Genomic DNA, 24,423 nt, shown 5'->3' on the forward strand with positions numbered 1-24,423 from the left:
GTCGAGCGCCAGGGACAATGTCAACAACTCCGCACCAGGACGGCGTTCTTCATTGGCGCTAATGCCGCTGGCAACGAGTGCTCTGCCCGAGAGCCAAAGCGTCGCCGCGCGTCGCCAGCGAACTGCACTCAGGGAACTCGTTTGGTTTCATATATCTATGCACGGAGCATACACTTCCAAACTGGTGGGGGCGCCATCTGGGTCATAGCCTCCCATCAATGCTTGCATGCGTTCAGCCGCATTGCTGTGGGGATCTGGCGCTCATGGGCTCGACTTCTTGTGGAACTCCACGGTTCGCTCGACGTGGCTAGGAGAGCCTTCTGCTTTCTCCTTTCATATCGCAGTCTTTTGCCGCCAGTTGGTGGCATCTCGCCACACGCGAGGCATAGCAAGGAGGAGGCTATGGTCAGCGTTGCAGCCATTCTCATCCCGTGGATTAGGGAAACAGGCCTACGCCCAGTGAGACCAGCAAGCACTGGGTGCCGTAGCGCTCGCCGCTGATGACGAAACGCTCGTAGGCGATGTCTGCAAAGGCATACATGCGAGCATTCCATTGCACGTCCGCCCCAAGTGCTGCGCGTGCACTGATTCCGCCGAAGAGGGCGTAGTGCCCCTGGTCGTCCTGCTCGCGGAAGAGCGCCGTGGCGCCCAGCCTTGCGTAGGGTCTCACCCAGCCCAGGAGGAACGGATGATATTGCCCCTCGGCTCGGAATCCCGGCGAGGGCTGAACCAGCACGGAGAGTACACCTGCTTCGCGCTCCCGCGCGTAGCTCACTCCCACTACCGGAGTGACAGGAGCCTTCATGACGCCGAATCCCAGGGCATCCACCTCGCTGTGGATCCCCAGGCTCAGCCCATATCGTCTGGGCGGGGGACCTGTCACTGCGGGTGCTGTGATGACTCGTACTTCCGGAATGGCCTCCAGCTCCTCAGCCAGGAGCTGCTCGTCCGCCGGAAGTCCAGCGGTGTTGCGCGCCTGCTCGAAGAGCTTGCGCAATCGCCGGGAGGCCTTCACCGGAAGCTCTGCTTCCGGATTGAGCACCAAGGCCTCCTTGAAGGACTCCAGAGCCTTGCCCGGTGCTACCTCCGTCTGCAGCACGCCGCGCATGAGCTTGAGCCAGAGCTCCTCCTGCGCGCCGTTGGACTTCCACTCCAACGCCTTCTCCAGCTTGGAGAGGGACTCCTCGTACTTCGCCTGCTCATAGAGCGCGGCGACCGCGGGGATGTATGGGTTGTTGGTCGGGGGCACGTCGACCAGCAGGGCCTCCTCCGCGAAGGCCGTGACCGCCACCAAACCGGCGATGGCCGCCATCCTGGGAAAGACACGCGCCCGAAACACTCCCGGGCTCACGTTCCACGGTTTCAACAGCACGGCCCATAGCCACAGTGCGCTTGAAAAGAGAGGATTCATGTGTCGGTCCTTGGATGGGAGGGTGTGAGGGGGAAGGGCGGGGCTTGAAGGGGGCAGTCCCTTGAAGTACTGGGCAGGGACGTCGAACGAAGCTGGCATGAAGAGGGGAGAGCACTCGTTGGAAGACATCTCCACGCTCAACCGGTCCCCGCAGCGCGGCGGGCCCGTGGCGCCAGGTCTCGTCCCAGCCTTGACCATCGTCTCCCACCCGAAGATCCAGCGCAGCGGCGAGCGGGTGCTGCTCCGGGAACTGCTGGCGGGGCGGGAGGTGCCCCTCTCCCGCACAGAGCCTCTGTTCGCTCGCCCAGGCGCCGTGCAGGGGCTGCCGCTGGCGGATCCCTTCCTGAGCCGCAAGCCGCTGCGCCTGCTCCCGGGAGCACAGGGCGGAGTGCGCCTGTTGGTGGGAAGCAGCGCCCCTGTGATCGTGGAGGGCGAGCCACTCTCGAGCGAGCGGGAACTGGAGCCCGCCACGCTCGCCGCCGGTGTCACGCTGGAACTGGCCGAGCGCGTGGTGCTGCTGCTGCACCTGGTGCAGCCCGCGGACAAGGAGGTGGCGGAAGAGCTGGGCATGGTAGGCCAGAGCGCGGCGGTTCGCCGCGTCCGTCGGCAGGTGATGCAAGTGGCGGACCTGGATGTGTCCGTGCTCATTCGGGGCGAGACAGGCACGGGCAAGGAACTGGTCGCTCGCGCGCTCCACCAGCATGGCCTGCGGCGCAAGGGGCCCTTCATCAGCGTGAACCTGGGTGCCATTCCCAAGGAGCTGGCCGCAGCCGAGCTCTTTGGCGCCGAGCGCGGTTCGTACACAGGGGCCACCCAATCCCGCGAGGGCTTCTTCCGCGCCGCTCAAGGCGGCACCCTGTTCTTGGACGAGGTGGCCGAGGCTTCCTCCGAGGTGCAGGTCCTGCTCCTGCGCGTGCTCGAGACAGGCGAGATGTTCCCCGTAGGCTCGCGCACACCCGTGAAGACGCAGGTGCGCCTGGTGGCCGCCACGGATGCGCACCTGGAGGAGCAGATACAGCAGGGACAGTTCAAGGCTCCGCTCCTCCACCGTCTGGCCGGGTATGAGGTCCGCGTGCCCCCGCTGCGCGAGCGCCGAGAGGATCTCGGGCTGCTGCTCTTGCACTTTGCTCGCCAGGAATTGGAGGCGCTCGGAGAGGCCTGGCGGCTGGAATCCCAGGAGGCTTCCGCCGAGCCGTGGCTGCCGGCGTCGCTGGCCTCTCGCCTGGTGCGCTATCCCTGGCCCGGCAATGTCCGCCAGCTTCGCAACGTCACCCGTCAGCTCATCATCAGCAGCCGAGGCATGCCGAGCCTCCAGGTGGATCCGCAGTTGGAGCAGGAACTGGTCGCGCTTCCCGCTTCTTCGCCTGCCACTCCGCCTCCGATCACCCCTGTTCCCCGGGCCCTCACGGAGGCGCGTCGCAAGCCCTCCGAGGTTTCCGAGGAGGAGATGATGGCCGCGCTGAGGGAACACGCCTGGGACATGGCGGCCGCCGCGAACCAACTCGGCATCACCCGCGCCTCGCTCTACAACCTGATGAAGAAGAGCGCTCGCGCTCGCACCGCCAAGGATCTGAGCGTCGAGCAGATCCGCCAGAGCTACCAGGAGTGCGGTGGCAACCTGGAACTCATGGCGCAGCGGCTCGAGGTGTCATTCCGGGCGCTCCAGCGCCGCGTGCGAGAGTTGGGGTTGGAGGCCGATTGACGCGCCCATGCGGTGATTGACACGCCAGTGCGCGCGGCTGACGCGTCAATTCCTGCCCATCAGGGCGGGTGGAGGATGGTCCACCGGAGACGGCGGGTGGCATGCAGGTTGCTTAAGGAGGGGATGCAGGCTCCGGCGAAGCAAATAGGCCTGCGATACCCACTCCCGTCGAGGTACGACCATGAGCACCGATTCCTCCCAGAGCAAGACCTCCCCCACCCAATCGGCGAGCAGCAAGAAGGAGTCCTCTCCTCCAGCGAAGAACCCGCAGGGCACCGGCACCGCTCGGCACGTGCCTTTCGATGAGACGGGCGGCTCGGGGGAAGTCGTGGAGACGAGCAATCCCCAGAAGCCTCCCATCGATCTCGACGTCTGATCAGCCACCCCAGTGGGAAGCCTCTTCCCAGGTGCGCTGCAGGTGGGGGTTGGCTTTCAGCACGTCACGCAGCTCCTGCAAGGCTCGAGTGCGCTCGGGAGCTGCGTTCGCCTGAGACCCGGCTTCCAGGAACTGAAGGCTGGCGCGCAGGACGCGTGCCTCGGCCCACTTCGGCCGGGCGGCCAGCAGCTCGCTGGCCAGCGCCAGTCCCCGGTCCAGGGCGAGGTGGAGATCCAGCCTGGCTCGTTGCCTCCATGCGGCCCACTCCCCGCAGAAGCGGCCGAAGGCCAGGCGATACTCCAGCGGCCGATCTGTCGTCTCGAGCGACCGCTGATAGGCCTCAGCCGCTTCCTCGAAGTCCTTGGTCTCCGCCTGGCCCTGGCGAGCGCGCCAGCGGGCCCGTATCGCGCGGGTCTCCGCCAGATACAGCCACGCCTCCGCATTCCGGGGAGCCCGTTCGAGGGCTTTCTGGAGTTTCTCCGTGGCCTCGGTCAGATCCGCCGTGGGGTCGCCTTGCGCCTCGAATGTGAAGGCTGCCAGGAGCTGGTGGGCGTGGCCCTGGTCGATGAGCCCGAAAGGATGCTCAGGGGCCTGTCGCTGGGCCTCTTGCGCGGACTGCAAGGCGGCGCGGGCATTCGGCCGGGGATCCTGGCCCCGAGCGCGCAGGTATACCGCGCGGGTTGCCTCCAGATCCGCGAGGTTGTTGTAGGTAAGCGCCAGTTTGGGATCCAACGCGAGGGCCTGCTCAAAGGACTGTCGTGCCTGCTTGAGAAAAGAGAGGGGATCCTCGCCGCGGTCCCAGTTTCCCCGCGCCTGATCCTGGAGCACACGCCCCATGAGGTTGTGGAGCGCGACCATGCGAGGGTTGATGGCCAGCCCCTCCAGGCAGGAAGCGATGGCTGCGGCCAGTTCTGGGCGCTCATCCCCGCCCGTGTCGCGGAGCCGCAGGGCCCGGAGGTGATGGAGCCGCCCCTCCTGGTAGGAGAGCACCGGGTTTCGGGCATTCAGCGTCCGGCTCTTCTGCAGGGCCTGCCAGGCCTGCTCGAGATCTTCCTCCGCACCGGGGGCATGAGGGCGGGCGGCTCGCTTGTAGTACTCCACCGCCAGATTGGTCCATCCCGGCGCGTATTGTGGCTCAAGCAGGAGCGTCTGCTTGAATGCGTCAATGGCCTGGTCGCGATGGCTCCGCGAGTCCGCTCCGATCTCCTCCTCATAGTCCGCCCAGGCCTTGAAGACGACGCCCAGGCCGTGGTGGACGTAATAGTCCTTCTCGTTGGGCTCGAAGCTTCCGAAGACGTCGGCCGCCTCGCGGAGCTGAGCGCGGGGATCCAGGCCCTTGGTCTGGCGGAGGGTCGCCAACCTCCACAGACTCATGCCCAGCTCCTTGCGGGCATCCGGATGCAAGGGTTTGAGGGCGAGCGCGCGCCGAGCGGCTTGGGTGGCTTCGTCCAGAGGCGCCTCCGCATCGCCCCCCTGAAGGCTGCGGGCCTCAGCCAGATTGCGGTACAGCGATGCCTGCAGCGCCAGGGACTCGGTGTGATCCGGAGCAGCCCGCAGGGCACGAGCGAGGTGCTCGAGTGCGCGCTCGATGTGAGGCTGCACCTGTCCTCCGCTGTAGAGGTCCATGGAGGCCTCCGCCCACTCGACCCGGGCCAGCCCGTAATGGGCCTCTGGCCAGCTCTGGGCGGTGTCGGCGGCCAGGGCATAGGCCTTGCGAGCTTGCTCCAGGTCGGCCTGGGCCCGCGCGCGTTCCTCCTGCGAGTGGTTGCCATCATCCCAGCGCGTCAAGGCGCGCATCTGAAGGATGTCTCCTCGGAGCTTGGGTGCCTCGTAGAACCAGGGCAGCTGCTCACCCAGTGCGTCCAACCGGGGGAGCGCGTCGTCATAGCGCTCCTCGTAGAAGGCCAGGAGGGCTTCCATGTACTCGGGGGAGAGCACTGGAGCGCCTTGGCCCAGTCGCAGCCAGGTGAGTGCCGGATCTCGGTATTGGTGTTCCAACTCGGCGCGGCGGCTCTTGCGCCGAGCGGCCGTCAGGCTCCCCAGGGACAGGAGTTGCTGCCGGTAGAGCTGGCCCAGCGCCAGCGCCAGCGCGTAGGCGACACGGACATCCTGGAAGTCATGTGCCCAGGCAGCTTCCAGGTGCTCGCGGGCCTGGGCGGGATCCCCAAGCTCCAGCCACCCCTGGCCGAGTGCGTAGTGCCCGGGCCCCAGGGCTCGCTCGCCGCCCTGCTGCATCGCCTTCTCGACTTCCTCCAGCTTCGCGCGCAGGGCCTGTCGCTCGGCGCGCGTGTCGTGCAGGCGACTGAGCGCCATGAAGCGCGCGCGGGCTCCCACATCACTGGCCAGCTCGGCGAAGCGGCGCGCCAGGCTCTCGCGCAGGTGCGTGTCACGGCGGTTGAGCACGGCCTGTCCCAGGCTCAAGGCGACGAGCACCATCACCACGGAGGCCATGGAGACCAGGGCCCAGTGCTTGCGCGCTCGCTTGCGCAGCCGATACCAGGTGCCCACCGCTCTCGCCTGCACCGGCTCGCCGTTGAGGAAGCGCCCCAGGTCCTCGGCGAGCGCCCGTGCCGAGTCGTATCGGGCCGAGGGCTCCCGCTCCAGGCATTTGAGGACGATGGCCTCCAGATCCGCGGGGATGTTCTTGTCCAGCTCGCGCAGTGGGCGAGGCTCCTGGGTGGCCAGGTTGTTGAGCACCTCCAGGGGGTTGCTGCCGGGGATGGGCGCCTTGCCCGTCAGCAGGACGTAGAGCGTGGCGCCCAGGCTGTACACGTCCGCGCGCCGGTCCAACCGGCTCACCTCGCCGCGGGCCTGCTCGGGCGCCATGTAGTGCGGGGTGCCCAGCACCGTGCCGGTGACGGTGGTGTCGCGCTGCCAGTCCCGCGCCAGGCCGAAGTCCATGACATAGGGCTTCCACCGCCCGTCCTCGCCGCGCTCCACGAGGATGTTGGAGGGCTTGAGGTCGCGGTGGATGAGGCCGGCGCGGTGAGCCGCGTGCACGCCCTCGGTGGCTTGCTGCACCACCATCACCTTCTGCTCCACGGACAGCTCGCCAATCATGTCCAGCAGCGAGCGCCCGTTCACGTACTGCATGGCGATGAAGGGCTGGCCCTGTACTTCGCCAACTTCGTACACCTTGCACACCCGCTCGTGGTCCACGCGTGCCTGCGCCTGGGCCTCGGAGACGAATCGCCGCAGCATGTCCGGGTCATCACCGCGCACGAACTTGAGCGCCACGTTGCGGCGTAGGAGCGGATCGTAGGCGAGGTAGACGCGGCCCATGCCGCCCTGTCCCAGGAAGCGCACGGGGTGGTAGCGCTCCCAGCCTGGCGCGGGGAAGGCGGGCTCCTGAGCAGATACCTCCGATGGACGCCTGGGAGTGGGCTGGAGGGTGAGGGTCGGTGAGGCGGGAGTGAGGGGCGCCTCCTGGCGGGGCGCGGGCTCTGCGGCAGGGCGCCTCAAGGAAACAGTGGCGCTCTCCTGCGCCTTCTCGCCTGGATGCACGGCGGCGCTGCGGGCCTCGGCCTGAATGGTCTCGAGGGTTTCTTCGGAGATGACGCCACGCGCAACGAGCAGCTCGAGTGGGTGGCAATTCTGGCGCAATCCCTCTACCAGCAGGGATTCGGCTTCTTCTTGAGAGAGCACTCCCCGGGTCTGCGCCACGCGCAACTCTTCTTCGTACCGCTTACGCATGGGCGCTCCTGACACGTTCCTGAATTCCTCCGGGCAGGCTGCATTCCGGTCGTGATGGAAGCTAGCATGGGGGCTCCGCGCGCTTTAATGCCCGAGGGTACAGCCAGGTTGGCGCCTGCCTCGGCGGCTGCGCGGCCAGAAGAGCACCAGCCAGGCTCCGCCAGGGAATGGGGGGCTCTCCACAGCCCAGCCCAACGCATACCAGCAGCAGGCTGGCCATTCTCTGGAGCCAGGTGGATGGGGGCCTCCGCGGCAAGATCATCACGCTCGCTCCTCTCGGGTGTGTCGTCCTGGCCCGGGACTGCAACCCATGCGCCAGGGGAGCGCGCACATGGCGTGCTTCTTTCTCCGCCAGGTGCGCCCATTTGCGCGTCAACGGCGGTGGCTGACGCGTCAATGCGTGCGCGGCATCAACTCGGCACCAGGGCAGGACTCAGAGGAGGTACTGGCAAGGAAATGGCAAGCTCCCTCGGGCATGGACTTCGAGCTGTTGCTGGCACATGCCGATGACCAGCGCCCCGTGCTGGAGGAGGCTCTGCCTCTTCATTCCGCCTCGACTCAACCCAGGCCCGCGGAAGTGCCCTCGGGCAAGGTGCTGATCGACGCGGGAGTGGACCCCAACTCGTTGCCGGACCAGCGCTGGGGACTGGTGGTCCCTGAAGGTCCCCTGGGTGACAGGCTGCTGGCCCTCATCGAGCCGCTGCGTCGGCTGCGTGAGGCGGAGCAGGGAGCTCCCGCGCGAGTCTATCGGGTCAGACCCGACATGGACGCGCTCCAGTCCGTCCGGTGGAAGGACACCGTGCTGCGGGACGAGTCCGAGTTCGAGACGGAGCAGCCCGGCTACCTGCTGCTGCTGGGAGACTTCGACCAGGTGTCGCTCGAGTTGCAGCAGGTGCTCGGCAGTGATGGCTTCGCGGGTCGGCTCGCCTTCTCCTCCGACGCTGGCTACGAATCCTATGTGGACAAGGTCCTGCGCTGGAGCCGAGAGCCCTCCCAGGCTAAGGCGGGCCGGGCCCTGCTCTTCACCGCCCATGACGGGACTGCCGCCACCACCGTGGGCTACCGAGCGCTCATGGAACCCAGCCTCGAGACTCTGCGCAAGCTGCGGGAGATGGGCAGCCTCTCCGCCGAGTCGCTCGCGGAGCTGGGGGCTCCTCAGAGCTGGTCTGCTCAGCAGTTGCTTACGCAGGTGTCCTCGCCACAGCCTTCCGTGCTCTTCACCATGAGTCATGGGGTGGGGCTTCCGCGTGGCGGCTGGCGGTCGGTGGACGAGCAGCGTGCGAGACAGGGGGCCATGAGCCTGGGAGTGCATGGGACGCTGGATGCCTCAGCCCTTGCCTCCACTCCGTTCCTGCCGGGGGGCATCTGGTTCTTCCTCGCCTGCTTTGGTGCTGGCACTCCCGCTCGCAGCGCGTACTACCCGTGGCTGTCGCGGCTGCGAGAGGCCGGCGAGTACTCGGGGCAGTTGGAGCGGCTGCTGGCCGCGCTTCCCCGCGAGGGCGAGCGCCCCTTCGTCGCTGCCCTGCCTCAGGCGGTGCTCGCCAATGCCCAGGGGCCGCTGGCGGTGGTGGGACATGTGGATCTGGCCTGGACCTATTCGTTCCAGGATTTGGGCACCGTGGCTCGCAATCGTCCCTCGCGCTTCCTGGGCCTGCTGCGCAACCTGCTCGAGGGTCGCCGCGCTGGAGCGGGCCTGAGTGCGCTCCTACGCTTCTTCAACGAAGCGAACACGGAGCTCACCACCCTCTACGACCAGGATGAATCGGCGCGACTGGCCGGGCGCGACAGCTCCGTGAACTCCGCCGAGCGTGCTCACTTGTGGATGCTGCGCCAGGATCTCTCTGGCTACATCCTCCTGGGCGATCCGGCTGTGCGACTGCCGCTCACCGGGGCCGCGGCCGTGCCACGAGAAGTCCTCCCGGAGCGTCGGAATCCCTTCGTGGCTCCAGCGCTCCCAGTGGCGCAGTCCCAGGTGTTCGCCATGGGGGCGCTGCCCTCAGCAGAGGACATGGCCGAGGCCGTGCTCGTCATGCTCAGCGGTGAAGAGAGCGAGAGAGCCCTGGCAACTCGCGTGGGTGTCCCCCTGGCGGAACTGCGCCGCTGGAAGAAGGTCTTCACGGAAGCGGGTCTGAAGGCCCTGGCGGGGCTGCGCGCTCCGGGCTGAAGGGGCTATGGGCTCGTCACGCCGCCAGGTTCCGTTTCCAATGACGACGCTCATGTGCATCAGGCCATGGAACACCAGCCGCTTTTCGCAGGGGGAGAAGAAGTCACCTCTCAGACAGTCGAGACGACGCACCTGTACTGAGTGACCGGGGACGTCTCCTTGCATGAGTTGGGCAGTGAAACCTGGGGCCTTCCGTCCGTAAAGCAGTGCGCTGTATCCTCCCAGGTGGGATGTAGGGGGTTCCACGCCTTGGGCGATGGAGGAGCCATGGCCATGAGCCGGTTGCCGCAGAAGATGTACCTCGACTTGATGAACGGGCTGGTCGAATCACAGAGCCTCGTGCAGTTACAGGAGCGCACGGAGTCACTGCTGGTGAAGCTGTTTCAAGCGGACCATGTGGCGTTCTGCTGGATGCATCCGGATCTGCCCACGGGGTTCGATTGGAAGGCGAGCACCACGGGACATTTCCTCCAGAGCTATTACCAGTGGTACCAGGACGACTTCGTCTTCCAGTGGCTCTCGCAACATCCCAACGTCGCTTGGAGCGACACGGAAATGCTGCGGGGCCAGAGGCTCCACGAGACAGAGACCTATCGGCGCAGCCGGGAGTCGCACTTGGGCTTGCGGCATGTCCTTACGGTCTTGCTGGCCCGCGAGCAACGGAGGGGCAGCGGTGCGGTTGCGCTCTACAGCGAACGAACGAGACCTTTCTCCGCGGAGCGTCGGTACTGGTTGCAAGAACTCGTCCCCGCCTTCTCGGGGGCGTTCCAGAACTACGCGCGAATCAGTGCGCTGACCTCTTACAACCAACTCCTGGAGGAACTGCTTCGTAGGGAGGGAGCCCATGCCATCGTGCTGGATGGCCAGCGGCAGGAGTTCCGGCGGACGGAATCCGTCACGCCGTTGCTGGAGAACTGGTTCTCCTCACCATCGGACCGGGACGAGGGGGGGATCCCTCGGACCTGGAGGGAGCGGATGGACGCGGCCATGGCGGGGAGCGTCCTTCTCACTCCCACCACTCACTCGTGGCAGGAGAAGCGGGGGATGAGCACCTTGGAGGTGAGCTTCACCCGTCTGCCTCGCATCGATGGCCGCGACCTATGGGAGCTACGGCTGAAGGAGATCAAAGCGATACCCGAAACATGGCGGCAGAAACTGTCGCCCCGACAGCTCGAGGTGGCTGCCCTCGTTGTTGAGGGCCTGACGGACAAACTGATCGCCGCCAGGCTCGGTATCGCCGAGGACACAGCGAAGGAGTACGTGCAGTCGGCCTACAGGAAGTTGAAGGTGTCTGGTCGGCCCGAACTCATCGCCTTGGCCCTGCGTTCCTGAGACTCCTCCTCAGGAGAGGTGCGCCGCGTTCTTGTATGTCTCCTCCGTGAAGAGGCCCAAGTAGAGGACGCGAGTGGTGCGTGCGGACAGTAGGAGCGCGGCCTGCTCCTCCCGTTCTACCAGAGGACTCAGCAGCGCCGTCAGCTCCGCCACGTGTTTCTCATCCTCGGTGCCGTGCGCCTTCAGGAAGGTGACGGCCTTGCGGATGTTCGGAATGGTGTTGGCCGCGAGCATCCGCTCCACCGACTGGCTGGCGCGGTGCACGGACAGATACTCCAGCACATAGGCCGTGCCGAGGAACGCCTCGGGCCGGCCGCTGCGCGAGGTGAAGCGGTTCCAGGCGACATAAGCGGTGACTGCGGGGCTGGGCATCTGCCGCTCGACGCGCTCGGCTGACCAGCCCAGGTTCTTCAGGTCCGCGAGCAGCCAGCGCTCATGCCCGCGCTCTTCGTCGGACTTCTGCAGGAGCAGGTTCCCCAGTCGCGGATGCATGCCCAGGCGCTTCATGCGCCGGCCCGCCTCGGCCATCAGCGGCGTGGTCCACCGCGCATAGTGGTACGTCTGGATCAGGTAGTGGACGTAACTGTTCTTGTCGATACTGCCGTCGAAGAGCCGCCGCGCCTTGGGGTGCGTGTCCAACTCCTCGAGCAGCGTGCGCGCCTCGAGCTCCAGGGAGGTGAGCCAACTCATCATGAAAGGGGATTCGGTGTGCGAGTTCATGGACGTCTCCTGTTCGGGCCCCGGGATGGGGACCGTGGGTGTTGATGTGAAGTGGGTGGGAAGGGTGATTCGGGCGCGAGCGGCGCGGTTCAGTTGCGCGCGCTACGGGCGGTGATCTTGTCGAAGAACTCCCGCGTGCTGGCGGGGACATCATTGAGCGCCGCGACGAGCGGCAGGGAGAAGCGGCGGAAGCACGAGTCGTAGAGGGGCTCGGCGATGAAACGCGCCCCCATCTTGCCGGAGAAGAGCGACAACACCCGAGGGAGGCACAAGCCTTCGAACCGTCCCTGTCGAGCGCGCTCCCGCTCCTCGGGGGTGTAGATGGGCGTGTTCGGTGCCTCCGGGGGCTTGGGGTAGGCGCGCGTCCGCACACGCCACCGGGGGCTCAGCAGGCCCTGGTGGGTCGCCACCTGGAAGAGGATGTGGGCATCCTCGGCCGAGTCCGTCTCCGTATTCGCGGAGGCGATCCAGTGCGTCACGCCCCGGCGGCGACTCTCCTGATGGAGCCCGGCATACAGCCACATGAGGACCGCGGAGTTGCGCCAGTCCTTGAGGATGCAGAAGCGGGTGGTCTCGGCGAACACCATGTTCGGGCCTGCCAGATCAGACAGGTCCACCTTGCTCTCCAGATCAATACCCAGCCGGCCTCCGGTGGCGCGGGCCACCTCGGGGTTGGGCAGCAACAGGCGGGTGGTGGCCACGGGCACGTCCTCCGCGTAGACGATGACGTGGGCGGTGGTCGCCAGGGTGTCGAAGCCGTTGTTCTCCCGGGGTACGGAATAGGCCGGGCGCTCGAGCAGGCCCAACTCCGTACCGAAGACGTCCCAGCGCACGCGCAGCGCATCATCGAGCTGCTGCTGGGTGGTGGCGATGCGGAAAGTCAGTGATTTCATGAACTCCTCCTGACGGCTCGGCGTCGTGCCGTGCCTTCAGGAAGCAATTCGGGGCCAGCGGCTCGAGTTCGCCGCTGTCTTCATTTTTTGTTTGGGCGGATGGGACGGAGTAGGTTGTGTCTGTCAACCCCCCCTAAAGGGTGGAGGCGTGGAACTGCTGGATGCTCCACTCTCCGCCGTCACGCGCGAGGGGGCCTGTCGAACTCTGCGGCGCTGCATCGAAGAACCGGGGGAGATGCATGGAGTGCATGAGCGGCCGAGTCCTGGCGAGGAGAAGGGATGCGCAATCCGTCACTAGAAGAGGAAATGGTCTTGCACCAACGGCTCCTGGAGCACGATCCGTTGGCCTACTTCGATGTCTTCCCGATGTATATGGAGCGGCTCGCCAAGAAGCTGGAGGGGCAGGGCTACGACGTCGATGTCGCCCGCGATGCCGCCCTCGAGGCGGTCTTGGCCTACCGCAAGAAGCCGGAGGGCTACGATCCCCGGAAGGTTCACCCGTTCACATACCTCATGGGGGTGGCCAGGCATAAGGCGGTGGATCGGTGGCGCTCCGTTCAGGCGCAGGCCCAACGGGAAAAAAAGCAGGGCGATGTCGAACTCTTGCGGAGAACTCCGAATGATCCAGTGGATCGGATGGAGAAATGCGTGAGGGTGAAGCAACTCATGGATTTGCTTGAAAATGGGGAGATTCTGAGTGCGCAGGACCAGGCCATCTTCCGGCTCTTCTTGATGGGAGAGGACTCGACCGAGGAGGTGGCGAAGGTCTTGCGGTTGCCTCCGATGTCCAAGGAGGAACGGCAGTTAGAGGTGAAGCGGCTCAAGGACCGCCTCATGAAGCTGCTGAAACGTCGTTTGGGAAGGGAGGATTCAGATGACGATTCCTGAGTGGCTCAAGAAGGAGGCGGCTGAACGCAGCGCGCAGGATCCCGCGTCGCTGGGCTACGTCTTCGCGCAATACCGGAAGCATGAAGGCAAATCCGCCGAGGAGCTTGCTGCGATGCTGGGCTGCAACATGAAGGTGTTCGATGAGCTCGCCCTGTGCCGGCGTCCCGAGCAGGAGCGCTTCGCCGAGCACCTGCGGATGCTCGAGAAACGTTTCGCAGTGGATCCTCGCAAGCTCGCGGCGGTGCTCAGGCGGGTCGAGGTGTTGGATATTCTTCCCGTGGGCGACGAGGGAGGGACCACCGTGAGTCACGACGCCTACCTGTTGGCAGCGCGAGATCACTCCAGCGATGACGAGACGAACTCATGAGTGAAGGTTGGCTGCAAGAAGCCGTGAGGGACTGCGGCCTGCCTGACCCCACCGTGTTTCCCAGGGACCTGATGGAGGACATTCCCCTGGCGTTGACGCTCACCGTGGTGCCCGTGCCGGACCTCACTCCCCGGAAGGGGCTCGAGTGGCTGGTGGCTCACAAGCGCGCGCATGGGGGGCTCGCGGGGACGAGCGATCCCAAGCACGGGTTCACGGTGGCACATGCAGGCGGGGGCGTGCTCTTCCTGAACAGCACAGAGCCGCCAGACGAGCAGCGCTTCACGCTGGCACATGAAGTGGCCCATTTCGTCCTCGACCATCTCCAGCCCCGGATGAGGGCTCTGCGTGCGCGAGGGAAGGGCATCCTCCCTGTACTGAACGGTGAAAGGGAGCCCAACATCGCCGAACAGTTTGTCTCCGTGTTCGAGCGCCTTCCCTACCGCACCCAGGCCAACTTCATGGACCGCAACGACGAGGGAAAGCCCCTCAGAGGGCAGGTGATGGAGTCGGAGCAGCGCGCGGACCGTCTCGCCTTTGAGTTGTTGGCGCCTCGGCGGGAGCTTCTTCCTCTGCTCGAGCGCGCGGGGCGGAAGGAGCTGGAGGCCACCCTCGTCTCCCGCTTCGGGCTGCCGGTGAAGGAGGCGCAGGCCTACGCGCGGTGGCTGCTGTCGGAGCGGCCTTCCCGGCGTCCCTTCTTGACGTGCGTACCCGACGATGAGGAGCGTGACTGATCATGGCTCGTAGTGGCTCAGGGGGACAGGGGCGCTTCATTGGAGATGATGACTACAAGTCGAGCTTCAAGGAGGAGCTGGAGAAAACGCTCGATCTCGAGACCTGGTCGATAGGACTGGACATCGAGAGGCTGATTGACGACATCCGGGGCCAGGTCTCCCATTCGTCGACAGCCGAGGAAGACATCCAGGCGACGGTCCGCGCCGGGATTCTTGGCAATCTCAAGGAGTACACGAGGCTCGACGTCGCGGGTGTCTATCAGGCCAGTGAGGAGCGGCTGCGGACCGTTTTCGAGGCGTTGTTGTTCCCGGGACGCGTCGAGGCAGTGTCCAGCATCGTCGCCTCCCATGACAGCTTGCCGCTGGGCATCACCCAACTGGGAGTTGCCGTCGTTGGCTATGGCGGCATGTCTGGAACCTTCTCCCAGCGGCTCTTTCGCAAGGAGCTGTCCACGGAGGACGAGGATCCGATCCGAGCTGCCATGGAGTGCATGGGCGCGCGTCACGAGCGCTCCGGAACGGGACGCCGAGACATGGTGTCCGCGCTCGCGCGCAGAGGACTTCGGGACTATGCCGAGCGGGCCATCCTCTTGGACAAGTCCCAGGCGGAGTGGCGCATCGGCCAGGGCAATCCCTGCTCCCAGGGGTTGCTCACCGGTTCAGGCTATCCCCGTCTGTTGATGGCGTCGCTCAAGATGTTGAGCAGGCTCATCGGAGGGCACAAGAAGTTCGTGTTTGTGCCTCATGCCATGGAGGAGCGAGGTTACCTGACGCTCGGGCACGCTCTTCGGCCAGGTGAATACGCCATCATCAAGACGCTCGAGTCCGACAGTGCCCACGCCATGGAGGGTTGGAGCTATCCCAACGAAGAGTACAGGGGCGCGGCCCTCTCCTTCGTGAGGAAGTACTGCGGGGACATCCTCATTGGCCTCTTCCGGGCCTCAGAGCACGCGCCACCCAGTCTCTTCTTCGCGCACCGGGAGCATGTGCACGTCGCCGCGCACATCGTGATGGCGGACAGCCTCATCCACCCCCGGCGGGGTTTTCCCATGCTGCTCGAGGTCGCGGATTCTTCCTGTCGAGGCGTGTTCGGCACGGACTCCTTTCAGGGGCTTGTCCAGGATGCCTTCACGCGCGCGGGCGGCAAATACCAGTACATCAACGAGCGCCGCTGGCAGCGGCAGGAGAGATAGGCCATGGCAGATGACAAGTTTCCGAAGTCCTCAGGGGGCTCACAGAGCAACAAACCCTCGCGGAGCGTGGGGGGGGATCCCCGAGACGTTCCTCACTCCGCCGAGGAAGTCCCGCCCGAAAGATCTGCGCGTCTGGGGGCCGCGGCGGGAGCCATGAGGGAAGGCCGGCCACCCGCAACGACGACCCCTCCGGTCGTGGGTGCACGCCAGGCACCTCGGCAGACGGGGGCTCGGACATGGCAGCCTCCGGAGCCCGACATCAGCCCCAACGAGGTTCATCGGAAGCTTCCAGATACGGAGTCCGCCAGGTTCGCCGAACTGGAGGTCCAGGCGGATGCGGCTGCCGCGGAGCTGGACCCCGAGCTCGAGAACGCGGTGGGGTTCACTCATTTCGACAGCGCGTCGAGTCAGGACAACCTCATCACCGTGCTGATGACGCGGGACGATCTGCACAAGTTGCCCTCGCAGACGCTCGTGCGGGTGAAGTCCCAGGAAGACAATCGCTCCTACCTGGGCGTCGTCGTCCGCGGTCCCTTCTCCGAACCGGATGCCGTGGCCGCCAACTCCAACATCGCCGTGGGAGTGGTCGTCCAGGGCAAGAAGCTCTCCTATACCTTTGACTACCACGGCCGGGTCGAGATCGAGATCCTGGGGGAGGAAAGTGACGGCAAGCTGATTCCTCCCGGTCATCGCCCCCGTCCCAAGAGTCCCGTGTTCCTGCTGGATGACGAGGAGAGCGAGCACGTGCTGGGAATGACGGGAGAGCTGTGTTTCGGACTGGTCGTGGGCTACAAGGAGATGGAGGCGCGCATCGATGCCCTGGACAAGTCCGTCCTGCCCCGTCATACGGGCATCATCGGGACCACGGGCGCTGGCAAGTCCACCACCGTTGCGACGCTCATCCACCGTGCCCAGGCCTCGGGAATCGCCACCATCGTCTTCGATGTGGAAGGTGAATACACCCATGTGGACCAGGCCACCGACGAACCGACGATGCTCGCGGCACTCGCGCGCAGGAGGCAGCAGCCCGAGGGGGTAAAGGACCTGCACATCCATCACCTGACGGGCCGTGACACCCGCAACCGCCGTCACAAGCACCGGCAGCGCTTCGCGTTGAGCTTCTCGAGCCTCTCGCCCTACGCCATCGCGGAGATTCTCGGGATGACGGACGCGCAGCAGGAGCGCTTCCACAAGGCCTACGAGGTCACCAAGTTGTTGTTGGAAGATCTCAAGATCTTCCCGAAGACTCCCGAAGAGCAGCAGCAGGCGCTGGAACTCGATGAGCTCTCCACGGGCTATCCGCGCATGACGCTCCAGCATCTCTTGGATGTCGTGAGCACGTACATCTATGTCTTGGGCAGTGAGGGAAGATCTGAGAGCAAGGCCAAGGCCAAGGGATCCTCCCGGCAGGCCCCGTTGTCCGGTGAGAGCACAGAGGAGGTGGCTGCTGAGGCGGCGCCGCCCCCCAGGGGGCCTCAGCTCTACAGCGAGTTCAAGGATCACGTGCACCGGGTTCTCGGCCGGGTGTATGAGCAGAGCAGCCGGAACGAGGTGAGCTGGAAGGCCTTGAATGGCAGGCTCATGAGCCTGCGGCGCCTCAAGATCTTCGACGTGGGGACCGCACCGGGTGTGGATTATGACTCCATGCTGACCCCGGGGCGGGTGTCGGTGATTGATCTGTCGGACACGGACTCGCCCCAGCTCAACAATCTCGTCATCGCCGACATCCTCCGGGGGTTGCAGGAGCGGCAGGAGGAGCGCTACCAGCGGGCTCAGGAGCAGAACCGTCCCGTCGATCCGGTCCTCATCATCATCGAGGAGGCCCACGAGTTCCTCTCAGCCAGTCGCATCTCGCAGATGCCGGTGCTCTTCGAGCAGGTCGCCCGCATCGCCAAGCGCGGCCGCAAGCGCTGGTTGGGGCTCGTCTTCGTCACCCAGTTGCCCCAGCACCTGCCCAACGAGGTGCTCGGCCTGCTCAACAACTTCATCATCCACAAGATGACCGACAGCACCGTCATCTCCCGGATGCAGAAGTCCGTGGGCGGGATCGACGAGAGCCTCTGGAATCGCGTCCCCCGGCTCGCTCCCGGGCAGGCCATCGCTTCGTTCAGCTCCTTCAAGCGGCCGCTGATGATCACCGTGGACCCCGCTCCCGTGAAGCGGCTGCTCGTGGACTGATACGGCGAGGAGTCCCCCCGGAAGGGGGGATATGCGTCTCTGTCTCTGGCCTCTACCTTGTGTCTTGAAACAACCAAGGAGAAGTCAATGGCGGCCTTAGGACAGGAATTCAAGACGGGGGCGAAGTGCGAGACCAAGGGCATCTACACGTTCGATCGGTACGTGGACGATCCGCAGACCCCTCTGCCGACAGACAATGAGCGGAATATTCCCCTCGACGAGGGGGACACGTTCCCTCCCATCAAGTCCCAGGGCAGGGCCGCCTGGTGGCGGCTCACCCGCCTGACGTAGACGGCGAGCGTTGGAACCTGTGGGCGCTGACGCTCGCATTTGAGCGTCAGCGCCACTCCCTGGTCGTCAGGGAAGCTCCGGAACCTGTTTCGCCGAGCTGTCAGTGCTGCTCTTGGTGCGGACCTGCACGGGATCGGTTGCGGCGGGCGATCCCAAGGTCTGGCGCTGGGCTGACCATGTTCTGCATGCCTTGACGGCCTCCGCGGTGCCCTTGCTGAGGGCCGCTTCGCAAACGGCTTCGGTGCATGCAGCGCTTCTCTCAGTCCCCGGCCCCATACACGCCGAGACGTCAGTGACCGCCTCCGTGATGGCTTGCGAGCAGAAAGCTGTCACGTACTCGTCCACCAGGGGAAGCTCGTTGAACTCGGCCTGGAACATCGGATTGACGATCCCGGTGGAGAACGGTGTCCCCACGGGTTGCACATCGATGTGGCTTTGAAAGCACGTCGAACGCAGTGAGCAGATGCGTTCCTTGAGCACATTGGGATCGGTCGTGTTCAGGTCGCCGTCTCGGAGGGCCTCGCGGAAGGCGGCGGTCGCCTCGGACACACTCGATGCAGCCTTCGAGTAGCCCTCGGCGCGCTCACTTCCCGTAAAGACGTTACCGACGGCCAGGCTTGCTCCCACGAGCGTGACGATGATTCCACTCCAGGTGAGTGCAGTCTGCTCACTGGACTCATCGTCGAAGAGCGATGCCGCGGCAGTGGTGGCCGCGCCCGTCGCCGTCAGGAGTGGAGCAGAGATATCAAAGAACCTCCCCTGGCGGCTCCGGCGCGCCGCGCGCTCCCCATAGGCCGCCGCGATATTGGTGCAGACCTGGATCTGGTAGCGTGCCGCCTTGAGGATCGGGGTGTCGGGCGAAAGGTTCTTGACGGGTGGAAGGCGGATGTACGACCACCTCTCGGGTTGTGGATATCCCATCTGGGTGGTTCCACAACCGCAGGTCAGGACCGAGAGCAGTGCTGCTGCCCACCTCATGCATTGGTTTCGCGGAGTTGCCACGCTCTCCCTCATCGCATTGTGTGAGTCCTACAATGACAGGCGGAAAGGTACTCGACCCCGGGCTCAAGTCCATCTCGGATCGGAGGGCTCTCGCAGGTGGGCGCGGGTGGCTGGTAGATTCCACCATATGAGAAGCGCCAAGAAGGCCCTGACTCCTGCTCCGGAAGTGGAGGCCGCCGAGGCTGCTCGGCTGGGAGCTCGTATCCGCGAGCTGCGGCAGGCCCAGCAGATGACGCTGGAGGAACTGGCGGAGCGTTCCGGAGTGAGCCGGGCGATGATCTCCAAGGTGGAGCGGGGGACGAACAACCCCACCCTCGTGGTGGCGGTGAAGATCGCCAACGGACTGGGAGTGGGGCTGACGAATCTGCTCTCACGTCCCCAGCCTCGCCAGGCGCGGCTGCATCTTCCCCGCGCGCAGCAGCCCACCTTCCGAGACGAGGAGAACGGCTTCGTGCGCCACGTGCTCTCGCCCACCTTCACGGAGCGGGGCCTGGAGTTCACCCGGCACGAGCTGCCCGCCCGCGCGACGACCGGCGTGCTGCCGGCGTCGGCCCCGGGCGCGAGGAAGTACATGGCGGTGGAGCGAGGCACGCTGCACGTCGTCCTGCCGGACGAGCGCATCGTCCTCGCTCCTGGGGATGCCTACTACTTCGAGCCCGACATGACGCACGAGTTCATCAATGCGGGCAACGGCGCCTGCGTCTACTATCTGGTGAGCGCGTCAGCCTCGCGAGGCTGAGCGCTCAGTTGCAGGTGATCCGGCGGCTGTCGTTCAGCGCCAACGCCAGCACCAGCGATGAGAGCTTCAGCGTCGCTGACTTCGCGCACATCTTCGTGCGTGCGTCGTTGGTGTTGTTGACGTACTTGCTCGCGTACTCGATGTTGAACACCGGTTTTCCCAGCGAGGTGAAGGCGGTGTAGCCGTCACACTCGTTGTACTGATGGCATTGCTCGTTGACCGCGAAGTCGTGGCTCGCCGCAAGCTGGGACAACTGGTCAATGTCGTTCTTCAATCCCACGGCCAGGCCGCGCGCATGGGCCTGCGTCGCGAGCCAGCGGTTGTAGTCGAGCTGCGTCGCAGCCGTCAGCGGCAGGCCGGTGTCGTTGGTGTAGCCGTCCACGTTGTCGGGATCGACCGCGTCGCAGCCCTTGCTCTTCGCCAGATCCAGGCGCGCCGCCATGATGCTGCGCACGTTGGTCGAGCGCGTGTCCAACCAGCGCTCGCCCTCCCAGCCGTCCAGGGGCTCGCCCATGTCGGCCTCGGTGAACAGGTCGAAGTCGTCGCGCCAGTCTTCCGATGAGCCCGCCGAGAAATAGCAGATGACCCGGCGGCCCTGAGCCTTGATGCTCGCGATCTTCGTGGTCGAGGTGTCGAACAGATCGATGTCGTAGATGTTCACGTTGTAGCTGGTGTTCAGGGTGCCCGTGAGCTGGATCTGCCAGGTGTCGGTCAGGGCCGGCTTCCACCAGGTATCGGCCAGAGGTGCCGGGCTCAACGCCTCGGGCCTGCTCACCTCCGATGTGTCGCTCGTCGTCGTCGTAGCCGGGGCGCTGCTGTCCCCACCGCCGCAAGCCACCAGCATCCCCACCACCAGACCCGCTGCCGCCCATCGCATCGTCGCAGTCATCGTCGTCACGTTCCGTGCTCCTCCTTGGTGGTGCGGACCGTATCGAGGAAAGCGAGCAAAACAAGAAATTTCGGTGACGTTGCGATCATCCAGCTCTCTTGTGTCCCCTGGGGCTCGCGCGCACCCGCTCGGCGGGAGACTTTCCCGTCATCCGCTGTGATGAACCTGTCCCTGGACATCCACAACAAGCTGCCCGTCAATGGGACGACTCGAACCGAGAACTGGGGAGGGGTGTTCCTGGAAGGCACTCACCCGCAGGTGAACGTCTTCAATGTCAACGCGAACCAGTTGAGCGGCGTGGACTCCACGGGCGCGCTCTACCACTTCTGGGGAGCCACCACGGTGAACATCAGCAACTTCGCCCTGCATGGGACGATCCTGGCCCCATGGACCAACGTCAACGCCAACGCGATCTCCGGCGGGGTGGAGACGCACGTCGCGTCGCTGAAGCCTTTCCTGTGCTGCAAGTAGGGACGCCGCTTTCGATGCTGCAATCATCTAGCCGAATGCGCCCCGGAGGATGGCAATGCCTGATTGGAATGCTCGCGGAGTGTTCCGGGCGCCGCTATCATCTGGCGCGCCAGCGGACCTGAGGCGGAGCGCGAAGGGGAGGATGATGGAACGAGCGAGCCGGACCGGAACAGCAGCCGTTCTGCGTGAAGTCGGAGGCGCGCTGACGCGCACCGAGATTGTCTGCGACGCGCTTCGTCCCGATGAGGTCCTCGTCCAGATGGCGGGCGCCGGCATCTGTCATACCGATCTCTCGGCGATGGAAGGCGTCGTTCCCGTGCCGCTGCCCGTCGTGCTTGGGCACGAGGGTGCGGGCGTGGTGATCGAGCGCGGCTCCGCCGTGACCGCACTCGAACCGGGTGACCACGTGGTGCTCAGCTTCGATGCCTGCCGGGCCTGTCCTGCCTGTCAACGGGGGCTGCCAGGGTATTGCACTCACGCTCGTGCTCTCAACTATGCCTGCGCGCGCTCGGATGGAACCACGACGCTGCGCGATGCCGTCGGGCCCGTGCATGGGGGCTGGTTCGGGCAGTCCTCTCTCTCTTCGATTGCGGTGGCGAGCCAGCGCAATGCAGTCCGCGTGCCTCGCTCGAGCGATCTCGCGCTACTCGCCCCTTTGGGCTGCGGTATCCAGACCGGGGCCGGAACCGTGCTGCGAGCACTGAAGCCCTCGCCCGGTCAGGGCATTGCCATCTTCGGCGCGGGGGCGGTCGGGGCCGGATCGCTGATGGCCGCCGTCGCGGCGCGCTGTGCCCCCATTGTGGTGGTTGACCCGCTGCCTTCGCGCCGCCAGCTTGCGCTCGAGTTGGGCGCGACCCACACACTGGCGCCAGAGGAGGTGGGTGAGCGCAGCTCCGGGCTTCGCAAGGTGCTCGGGGGCTTGCTCGACTTCTGTATCGATACCGTGGGAACGCAGGCGGTGATCACCCAGGCCTTGAATGCACTCGGCGCGCCGGGGGTATGCGCGACGCTCGCGCTCCGCGGCGGTGCCAACCCGATCTCGATCAGCCAGACGCACCTGCTCTATGGGAGGACGTTGGTCGGTGTCATCGAGGGGGATGCCGATCCGCATGCCTTCATCCCCGAGCTCGTGCGGATGTGGCGTGCCGGGCAACTCCCCTTGGAGCGGGTGATCCAGACATTTCCCTTCGAGCGGCTCGATGAGGCGCTTGCGAAGATGCGCGATGGATCGGTCGTCAAACCCGTCTTGACCTTTGGAGTAATCGAATGACCTCAGCGTCCGCACGTGATCGCATCACAGCGCTCCGAACCCGGGACAGAATCGACACCGCTGAACTCGATGCGCTCTGGGAGACGCTCGCTCCCGCGTCGCTCGAGGATCTCTGGGGGAGTTGGGACGGCGCGGAGCTCGTCACGGGGCATCCCCTGTCGAAGGTGCTCGGGAAGATCGGCTGGGTCGGCAAGCGCTTTGTCGGACCGCTGGAGGTTCAGCCGCTCGTGTGCCGCGCCCCTGACGGCTCGCTCTTCTCCAATGTCGAGATGGGGAAGGGTGAAGCCAGTGCGTGGATGATCCAGTTTCGAGGCCAGGTCACCGCGACCATGGTCTACGACGGCTCGCCGATCTTCGATCACTTCAAGAAGGTCGACGACCGCATGCTGATGGGCATCATGAACGGGAAGAACGTGCTCCACGAAGGCCGCCACTTCTACTTCGTCCTCGAGCGAGCCAAGACTCCCTTCGTGGTGGGGACTCCGCCGGCGCGTTCTTGATGGGCGCCCCGCTCACAGGGCTCAGCCGCGCAGGCTGCCCTCCAGCAGGTTCATGACGGCGTCGGCGTAGGCCTCCGGAGAGACGCCGCGCTGGCGGTACTTCCAGCGCTTCAGGTACCACTCCTGAAGCAGGGGTTTGATCAGGGCGGCCGTCATCTCGAGGTCCTTCAGCCGGAACACGCCCTGCCGTACACCGGACTCCAGGGCCTCGCGGACCAGTCGCTCGGTGGCCAGTTCCTCCTGGCGGGCGCGCTTGCGTGCGGACGGGCCAAAGGCCTTGGCTTCCAGGTAGGCGAACCTGAACCAGGCGGGCATCGCCTCGGTGAGCTGGATGTGCCGGTCGATGATCCAGCGCAGATGGGCTCGGGGGTTGGTGCGCACCTCCGTGGGCACGTTGACCAACACCCGATCCACCGCGTCGGAGACCACGTCGAGCATCATCTCCAGCAGGGTGTCCTTGTCCCGGATGGAACTGTAGAGCACTCCCATGCTCAGGCCCGAGGCCCGACTGAGGTCTCGCATGCTCATCTCGTGGAAGCTCTGCCGCTCGGTGATGCGGAGCGTCGCCGTCAGCACGCGGGCCAGATTCGCCACGGCCGTGCGCGCCTTCTTCACCTCCATGCGGTCCCGATGCCGCTGATACAGGCGCTCACAGATCTCGTTCAGCGAGAGGCCATTCGCTCGGGAGAAGGCATCGTCTGAAGGGGGCGGGAGCGCGCGTGCCGGCATCGGGGTTCGGGGGAGGACTTTGCCTCCAGAAGATTCTTGCCAGACCGGCCCGTCAATCGGAAGAATCACGAACGATCGTTCGGATTTTCAGGAAGGAGAGGGTTTGCCATGGCGCTTACCGGGTCGTTGCAGGGCAAGAACGTCCTGATCACCGGGGCTTCCAGTGGTCTGGGGCAGCACTTCGCCACGACGCTGGGGGAGGCTGGCGCCTCCGTGGTGCTGGCCGCCCGGCGAGACTCCCTGTTGCAGGAGACTGTCGCCGCTCTGCGCGCTCGGGGTGTGAATGCTCATGCGGTGCCGCTCGATGTGCGCGACCCTGCCTCGGTCACGGCCGCGTTCGATGCTGCGACGAGCGCCGCTGGAGTCATCGACGTGGTCATCAACAACGCCGGCATTACGGCCACCACGCCTGCCCTCGACATCTCGCATGACGAGTGGTCCCGCATCCTCGACACCAACCTGACTGGTTGCTTCACCGTGGCCCAGCAAGCGGCGCGACGCCTGAAGGCGGCCGGGCGCGGCGGCACCATCGTCAACGTGGCCTCCATCCTGGGCCAGCGCGTCGCTGGAATGCTGTCCCATTACGCCGCGGCCAAGGCGGGCCTCATCCAGCTCACGCAGGCCCTGGCACTGGAGTGGGCTCGGTACCGCATCCGGGTCAACGCGCTGTCCCCCGGCTACATCGAGACCGATCTCAACCGCGACTTCTTCCAGACCGACGCGGGCAAGGCGCTCATTCAGCGTATTCCCCAGCGGCGGCTGGGACAGATGTCCGACCTCGATGGCCCGCTGCTGCTGCTCTGCTCGGATGCCTCCGCCTATATGACCGGTTCGGTCCTGACGGTGGACGGCGGCCACCTTGTCAGTTCCCTCTGAGGAGCCTT

Annotated in this window: 22 protein-coding genes; 15 read left to right on the forward strand and 7 right to left on the reverse strand. The window is 65.5% G+C overall.

Translation table 11 applies throughout. The features are described from left to right. Window positions 1-436: 436 nt before the first annotated feature. The gene (locus tag KY501_RS26465) at window positions 437-1,411 is read right to left on the reverse strand and encodes a hypothetical protein (RefSeq protein ID WP_224366230.1); all 975 of its coding nucleotides are present in this window, start codon (window positions 1,409-1,411) and stop codon (window positions 437-439) included. A 97-nt stretch (window positions 1,412-1,508) separates the two neighbouring features. Here KY501_RS26465 and KY501_RS26470 point away from each other — a divergent pair, with 97 nt between their 5' ends. Together KY501_RS26470 and KY501_RS26475 are read left to right on the forward strand one after the other, a co-directional pair. Continuing rightward, window positions 1,509-3,113 carry a sigma 54-interacting transcriptional regulator gene (locus KY501_RS26470; RefSeq protein WP_224366231.1) on the forward strand — a complete coding sequence of 535 codons (1,605 nt, stop codon included), beginning with the start codon at window positions 1,509-1,511 and terminating at the stop codon, window positions 3,111-3,113. Window positions 3,114-3,294: 181 nt separating this feature from the next. Continuing rightward, window positions 3,295-3,489, forward strand: a complete 195-nt coding sequence (locus tag KY501_RS26475) for a hypothetical protein (protein ID WP_224366232.1) — start codon at window positions 3,295-3,297, stop codon at window positions 3,487-3,489. On the opposite strand, the gene KY501_RS26480 is transcribed toward KY501_RS26475, so the two are convergent. Then, entirely contained in the window at window positions 3,490-7,182 is a 3,693-nt protein-coding gene (locus KY501_RS26480) for a serine/threonine-protein kinase (protein WP_224366233.1), read from the reverse strand. Window positions 7,183-7,657: 475 nt separating this feature from the next. On the opposite strand from KY501_RS26480, the gene KY501_RS26485 reads away from it, so the two are divergent. Together KY501_RS26485 and KY501_RS26490 are read left to right on the forward strand one after the other, a co-directional pair. Then, complete coding sequence (locus tag KY501_RS26485; RefSeq protein ID WP_224366234.1) at window positions 7,658-9,346, forward strand: hypothetical protein; 1,689 nt, start codon at window positions 7,658-7,660, stop codon at window positions 9,344-9,346. A 273-nt stretch (window positions 9,347-9,619) separates the two neighbouring features. Then, the gene (locus KY501_RS26490) at window positions 9,620-10,678 is read left to right on the forward strand and encodes a helix-turn-helix transcriptional regulator (protein ID WP_224366235.1); all 1,059 of its coding nucleotides are present in this window, start codon (window positions 9,620-9,622) and stop codon (window positions 10,676-10,678) included. Between the two features lie 9 nt (window positions 10,679-10,687). Here the strand turns inward: KY501_RS26490 and KY501_RS26495 are convergent, their stop codons facing one another. Both KY501_RS26495 and KY501_RS26500 read right to left on the reverse strand, forming a co-directional pair. After that, window positions 10,688-11,398, reverse strand: a complete 711-nt coding sequence (locus KY501_RS26495; RefSeq protein ID WP_224366236.1) for an iron-containing redox enzyme family protein — start codon at window positions 11,396-11,398, stop codon at window positions 10,688-10,690. 89 nt (window positions 11,399-11,487) lie between these two features. Next, entirely contained in the window at window positions 11,488-12,291 is an 804-nt protein-coding gene (locus KY501_RS26500) for a GNAT family N-acetyltransferase (protein ID WP_224366237.1), read from the reverse strand. Between the two features lie 279 nt (window positions 12,292-12,570). Between KY501_RS26500 and KY501_RS26505 the strand changes: the two genes are divergently transcribed. The 6 genes from KY501_RS26505 to KY501_RS26530 all read left to right on the forward strand — a co-directional run bounded on the left by KY501_RS26505 (window position 12,571) and on the right by KY501_RS26530 (window position 17,939). Then, complete coding sequence (locus tag KY501_RS26505; protein ID WP_224366238.1) at window positions 12,571-13,179, forward strand: RNA polymerase sigma factor; 609 nt, start codon at window positions 12,571-12,573, stop codon at window positions 13,177-13,179. Continuing rightward, on the forward strand, window positions 13,166-13,546 hold the full coding sequence (locus KY501_RS26510; RefSeq protein WP_224366239.1) for a hypothetical protein: 381 nt from the start codon (window positions 13,166-13,168) through the stop codon (window positions 13,544-13,546). The genes KY501_RS26505 and KY501_RS26510 overlap by 14 nt, the downstream gene beginning before the upstream one ends. Next, a complete protein-coding gene (locus KY501_RS26515) occupies window positions 13,543-14,277 on the forward strand; it encodes an ImmA/IrrE family metallo-endopeptidase (protein WP_224366240.1) in 735 nt (244 codons plus the stop codon). Before KY501_RS26510 ends, KY501_RS26515 begins: the two co-directional genes overlap by 4 nt. 2 nt (window positions 14,278-14,279) lie before the next feature. Then, window positions 14,280-15,470 (forward strand): hypothetical protein, encoded by a 1,191-nt coding sequence (locus KY501_RS26520; protein WP_224366241.1) that lies wholly within the window; start codon window positions 14,280-14,282, stop codon window positions 15,468-15,470. A 195-nt stretch (window positions 15,471-15,665) separates the two neighbouring features. Then, complete coding sequence (locus tag KY501_RS26525; protein WP_309242995.1) at window positions 15,666-17,648, forward strand: ATP-binding protein; 1,983 nt, start codon at window positions 15,666-15,668, stop codon at window positions 17,646-17,648. 87 nt (window positions 17,649-17,735) lie between these two features. Continuing rightward, window positions 17,736-17,939, forward strand: a complete 204-nt coding sequence (locus KY501_RS26530; RefSeq protein ID WP_224366242.1) for a YjzC family protein — start codon at window positions 17,736-17,738, stop codon at window positions 17,937-17,939. Window positions 17,940-18,005: 66 nt separating this feature from the next. Here KY501_RS26530 and KY501_RS26535 read toward each other — a convergent pair whose 3' ends face one another. Continuing rightward, on the reverse strand, window positions 18,006-18,917 hold the full coding sequence (locus KY501_RS26535; protein WP_224366243.1) for a hypothetical protein: 912 nt from the start codon (window positions 18,915-18,917) through the stop codon (window positions 18,006-18,008). Window positions 18,918-19,068: 151 nt separating this feature from the next. Here KY501_RS26535 and KY501_RS26540 point away from each other — a divergent pair, with 151 nt between their 5' ends. Then, entirely contained in the window at window positions 19,069-19,680 is a 612-nt protein-coding gene (locus tag KY501_RS26540) for a helix-turn-helix domain-containing protein (RefSeq protein WP_224366244.1), read from the forward strand. Window positions 19,681-19,684: 4 nt separating this feature from the next. Here KY501_RS26540 and KY501_RS26545 read toward each other — a convergent pair whose 3' ends face one another. Continuing rightward, on the reverse strand, window positions 19,685-20,569 hold the full coding sequence (locus tag KY501_RS26545) for an endo alpha-1,4 polygalactosaminidase (protein ID WP_224366418.1): 885 nt from the start codon (window positions 20,567-20,569) through the stop codon (window positions 19,685-19,687). Window positions 20,570-20,728: 159 nt separating this feature from the next. Between KY501_RS26545 and KY501_RS26550 the strand changes: the two genes are divergently transcribed. The 3 genes from KY501_RS26550 (at window position 20,729) to KY501_RS26560 (ending at window position 22,810) form a co-directional block, all read left to right on the forward strand. Continuing rightward, on the forward strand, window positions 20,729-21,040 hold the full coding sequence (locus KY501_RS26550) for a hypothetical protein (protein WP_224366245.1): 312 nt from the start codon (window positions 20,729-20,731) through the stop codon (window positions 21,038-21,040). A 142-nt stretch (window positions 21,041-21,182) separates the two neighbouring features. Next, on the forward strand, window positions 21,183-22,310 hold the full coding sequence (locus tag KY501_RS26555) for an NAD(P)-dependent alcohol dehydrogenase (RefSeq protein ID WP_224366246.1): 1,128 nt from the start codon (window positions 21,183-21,185) through the stop codon (window positions 22,308-22,310). Then, on the forward strand, window positions 22,307-22,810 hold the full coding sequence (locus KY501_RS26560; RefSeq protein WP_224366247.1) for a DUF4334 domain-containing protein: 504 nt from the start codon (window positions 22,307-22,309) through the stop codon (window positions 22,808-22,810). The genes KY501_RS26555 and KY501_RS26560 overlap by 4 nt, the downstream gene beginning before the upstream one ends. A gap of 21 nt (window positions 22,811-22,831) precedes the next feature. On the opposite strand, the gene KY501_RS26565 is transcribed toward KY501_RS26560, so the two are convergent. Next, entirely contained in the window at window positions 22,832-23,539 is a 708-nt protein-coding gene (locus KY501_RS26565) for a TetR/AcrR family transcriptional regulator (protein ID WP_224366248.1), read from the reverse strand. A 108-nt stretch (window positions 23,540-23,647) separates the two neighbouring features. Between KY501_RS26565 and KY501_RS26570 the strand changes: the two genes are divergently transcribed. Further along, window positions 23,648-24,415 carry an SDR family NAD(P)-dependent oxidoreductase gene (locus KY501_RS26570; RefSeq protein ID WP_224366249.1) on the forward strand — a complete coding sequence of 256 codons (768 nt, stop codon included), beginning with the start codon at window positions 23,648-23,650 and terminating at the stop codon, window positions 24,413-24,415. The last annotated feature ends 8 nt before the right edge of the window (window positions 24,416-24,423 follow it).

The organism is Hyalangium versicolor, from assembly GCF_020103695.1.
Lineage (GTDB): Bacteria > Myxococcota > Myxococcia > Myxococcales > Myxococcaceae > Hyalangium > Hyalangium versicolor.